The organism is Moraxella sp. (genome assembly GCF_024227015.1).
Taxonomy (GTDB): domain Bacteria; phylum Pseudomonadota; class Gammaproteobacteria; order Pseudomonadales; family Moraxellaceae; genus Moraxella.
The window spans coordinates 1-3,262 of the sequence record NZ_JAAELD010000015.1 but is presented as its reverse complement, the minus strand read 5'-3'; the positions used below and the strand labels follow the sequence as shown (position 1 = coordinate 3,262).

The 3,262-nt window shown below is 47.0% G+C and carries 2 protein-coding genes and 2 pseudogenes; 2 read left to right on the top strand and 2 right to left on the bottom strand.

Translation table 11 applies throughout. The annotated features are described in order from the left end of the window. Positions 1–617, top strand: a 617-nt coding sequence (locus tag GY683_RS00290) for a transposase (RefSeq protein WP_297286852.1), incomplete at its 5' end; no start/stop codon positions are given. A gap of 29 nt (positions 618–646) precedes the next feature. Next, complete coding sequence (gene ppk2, locus GY683_RS00285) at positions 647–1,465, top strand: polyphosphate kinase 2 (protein ID WP_297286851.1); 819 nt, start codon at positions 647–649, stop codon at positions 1,463–1,465. A 322-nt stretch (positions 1,466–1,787) separates the two neighbouring features. On the opposite strand, the pseudogene GY683_RS00280 reads toward ppk2, so the two are convergent. Then, a pseudogene (locus GY683_RS00280) lies at positions 1,788–2,684 on the bottom strand (malate synthase G); the annotation flags it as partial. Then, positions 2,645–3,262: pseudogene (locus tag GY683_RS00275) on the bottom strand (hypothetical protein); the annotation flags it as partial. The pseudogenes GY683_RS00280 and GY683_RS00275, both read right to left, overlap by 40 nt.

Below are 3,262 nucleotides of genomic sequence, written 5' to 3'. Positions count from 1 at the left end.
GTTTGGACCGTGATGCCCGACTGAATTTGAAAAAACATTTACGGTGGATACTACTTAGACGGCCAAATTCATTGACCGAAGATCAACAAAGAATTTTAGGAAATTTAGAAAAATGGCATCCTGAATTTAAGGAAGCTTATGACCTCAAAGAGCAGTTTTATAATATTTATGAAGCAACAACCAAAGACGATGCCATACAAAGGTTTCATGAATGGGAAAGCAGTATTCCCAAATATTTAAAGTCTTTTCGTGATGTTGCTAAAACTGTGAATAATAACTTTGAGGATATATTCACCTATTGGGATGCGCCAATAAGAATTACCAATGCTTATACTGAGGGGCATAATGGTATTACAAGGGTCGCAAATCGAATGGGACGAGGATATACCTTTGAGGTGCTTCGAGCAAAAATGTTATATAACAAAGTGGCTCGATCTATTACAACTTTAAAGACACCATCATCTTCATTAAAATCAACCGAAGGTTATGAGGGTTTAACTGCATTTCCAACCAAGCAAGAGAATACTAAGTTGGAATATGGCGCTTATATTCCAACCTTGGTTGAGTTATACAGTGATAATGACGATTTGGATGAGAAACCAATTTCAACCATGTAATGCAAATAGCCGTAAAAAAGGAGAACATCATGGACATCACCAAAACCCGCGACAACCCCGCCGAGCGCATCAGTAAGAAAACCTATTTCCGCGAGCTGAAGCATTTGCAGGCAGAATTGGTGGCCTTGCAGCGCTGGGTGGTGGAAAAAGGCATGAAAGTCTGCATTATTTTCGAAGGCCGCGACGGTGCCGGCAAAGGCGGCGTAATCAAAGCCATCACCGAGCGAACCAATCCGCGCATATTCCGGGTGGAAGCGCTGCCGGCACCCACCGAGCGTGAAAAAAGCCAGCTTTATCTGCAACGTTATTTCTCAAAATTGCCTGCCGCCGGCGAAATCGTGATTTTCGACCGCAGCTGGTATAACCGCGCCGGCGTGGAGCGGGTGATGGGTTTTTGCACCGAAGAAGAGGCGAAAAAGTTTTTAGACACGGTGCCGTTTTTGGAAAAAGCTTTGGTGGAAAACGACATTATCTTGTTGAAATACTGGTTGGAAGTGGACATGGAAGAGCAGGAGCGCCGCCTCAAAGGGCGCATCAGCGACGGGCGAAAAGTGTGGAAGCTCTCGCCGATGGATTTGGAATCTTACCACCGCTGGTATGATTACTCACGCGCCCGCGATGCCATGTTGCAGGCATCCGACACGGCTTGGGCGCCTTGGTTTGTGGTGGATTCCAACGACAAGAAAAAAGCACGCCTCAATATCATCGCCCATTTGCTTGCCTATATTCCCTACGAGCATCTGGCGCTGCCTAAAGTGGATTTCCCGGCGCGGCAAAAACCAAACGGCTACACCGTGCCGCGCCGCGTTTATCATTATGTGGAAGACCGTTACGGCAAAGCAGATTGATGCTTGAACACCAGGCCGTCTGAAACCTTTCAGACGGCCTGGCATTATTTCCACCATGCCTACGCACGCCACCCAAAGTCGGTGTGTGTAGGCATGCCGAGCGGAGAAACCATTTTGTCAAACAAAACAAGGTCGAGACCTTTACAAAACGCCCGCTCTGTCGCTCCTGCGCAAGCGGGTGCGACCGATATCCGGATTTTCAAAAGTATCAGACCGTCTGAAAAGAAAAACTTTCAGACGGCCTATATTCTGAATCAATATCTGCTCATCAAAAATGCTGCTATTTTTGCAGATGCTGATCCATCAAATAACATCAAAACCTTTACTGCGCTTTGGCCACGCGGCGCCAATGGTGCAGCAGCGGCTCGGTGTAGCCGCTGGGCTGCGTGGTGCCTTTAAACACCAAATCGCAGGCGGCGAGAAAGGCGGGCGAGGTGTCGAAGCGGCCGACCATGGGTGTGTAAAAGGGATCGCCGGCATTTTGGCCGTCCACCACCGCAGCCATGCGCGCCAGCGTTTCGCGCACCTGCGCTTCGCTCACCACGCCGTGCAGCAGCCAGTTGGCAATGTGTTGGCTGGAAATGCGCAAGGTGGCGCGGTCTTCCATCAGCCCCACATTGTGAATGTCGGGCACTTTCGAGCAACCCACGCCCTGCTCGATCCAGCGCACCACATAGCCCAAAATGCCCTGGCAATTGTTGTCGAGCTCTTGCTGGATTTCTTCTGCCGACCAATTGCGCGCGCCATCCACCGGAATGGTAAGCAAATCATCCAGATAAGCTGTCGGCTCTTGCGCAAGCAATTCTTTTTGCACATCAAACACATTCACCTGATGATAATGCAGCGCGTGCAAGGTGGCGCCGGTGGGCGACGGCACCCAAGCGGTAGTGGCGCCCGATTTGGGGTGGCCGATTTTCTGCTTGAGCATCTCGGCCATCAAATCGGGCATTGCCCACATGCCTTTGCCGATTTGCGCTTTGCCCGGCAGGCCGCATTGCAGGCCCACCTGCACATTGTTCAGCTCATAAGCCTGAATCCATTTGCTCGCTTTCATGTCGCCTTTGCGCACCATCGCGCCGGCCAGCATGGAAGTGTGCATTTCATCGCCGGTGCGATCGAGAAAGCCGGTGTTGATAAACACCACACGCTCGCGCGCTTCGTAAATGCAGGCGGCCAAATTCACCGAAGTGCGGCGCTCTTCATCCATAATGCCCATTTTTCAGGGTGTAGATACAAATACAAAACTTGCACTAAAAAGTTAGGGAAATCAATGATAGAAGTAAAACGCTCATATTGATTTTCTTTGTTTGATTTTAAATTTTTTGGCAATGAAAATTGTTCATCTAAGATATCACTTAATTTTTTAGATTCTTCATTATGTTTGCTTATCTTATTTTCATCATCATTATTTTTTGTTTTTTGAAAATTCTTTTTTAAATTGTCAAAATTTTCATACAACCAAAAATATTCGCCTTCATCGAATTTTTTGCCACTTTCATCTATTTTATCATTGGGGAAAAATAAAGCGTCTCGCAATTTAGGCTCAAAAGACGACACCGCATAGCGACTCATGTCCGAACAAGCGTTCCAAACCGCAGAAAATACCGCTCTATCATCATCTTTTAATTCACTCATTAATTTTGCCTTGATGACTTCGTGCTGTTCTAATTGCTCGCCACGATTATTCATGCGTTCAAAATATTGATTTAAATCGGTGTTTTCTGGAATTTCTGTGCGTATTATTTGCACTTTATTCAATAAAGCAGATGAGAAATTATCGGAAAATGCCTGTTTTTG